This window comes from Aquisalinus flavus, assembly GCF_014640095.1.
GTDB classification, from domain to species: Bacteria; Pseudomonadota; Alphaproteobacteria; order Caulobacterales; family Parvularculaceae; genus Aquisalinus; species Aquisalinus flavus.
Map to the genome: position 1 here is coordinate 1 of NZ_BMGH01000004.1, position 721 is coordinate 721.

Below are 721 nucleotides of genomic sequence, written 5' to 3' on the forward strand. Positions count from 1 at the left end.
AGGGGCTGACCTAGGACTTTGATGATCTTGCGTATGGTTTGAGCCATTTCCGGAGGGTTTTCAAGAGCTGATCGGGCGGCCCGTAATTGAAGCGCCACTCGCATTCTTTGAGGAACAGATCGAAATTCTGCCGGGGGATTCCGTTGTAGCGACGCAAGTGTCGTTTGGCCTGGTTCCAGAAGTTCTCTATGCCGTTGATGTGGTTTTCCCGGTCGGCGAAGAGCTTCGAATGATTGATCCGCATATGGCGGAAGTCGGTGATGTCGAGCACGTCATAAGAGCGGTAGCTATCGGTGTAGACGATGCTGTCAGGCTGTATTTTACAGGCGATTATAGGAATGAGCGTATCGGACTTCGTGTCTTTCACCGCCACCGTATAGACCCTGCCGCCACGTTTGAGCAGGCCGAAGACGGGCACCTTGCCGGCAGCGCCTCTCCCCCGCTTGCCTTTCCGGACCCCGCCGAAATAGCTCTCGTCCACCTCGACTTCCCCAGTCAGCTCGCCCGCCTCCTGTGCCAGTTTGTCGAAGATCACGACACGGATCTTGTGATAGAAAGCCGTCGCGGTGATCTTGTTTACACCGACCAGAAGACAGGCCGTGCGGGCAGGTGTCCCGGCGACGAAGTGCTCAAGCAGCCTGTCGGTCTGGAAATGCGTGAGTTTTGAATGCTTTAGCTGCATCAGCCAACCTTAGAGACGTTAATCTCCTAGGTCAGCCCC

Annotated in this window: 1 protein-coding gene; it reads right to left on the reverse strand. The window is 55.6% G+C overall.

The window, feature by feature from the left end:
• Positions 1-10: 10 nt before the first annotated feature.
• Positions 11-682, reverse strand: coding sequence for an IS1595 family transposase (locus IEV88_RS15175; protein WP_188160729.1), 672 nt, complete (start codon positions 680-682; stop codon positions 11-13).
• Between the last annotated feature and the right edge of the window lie 39 nt (positions 683-721).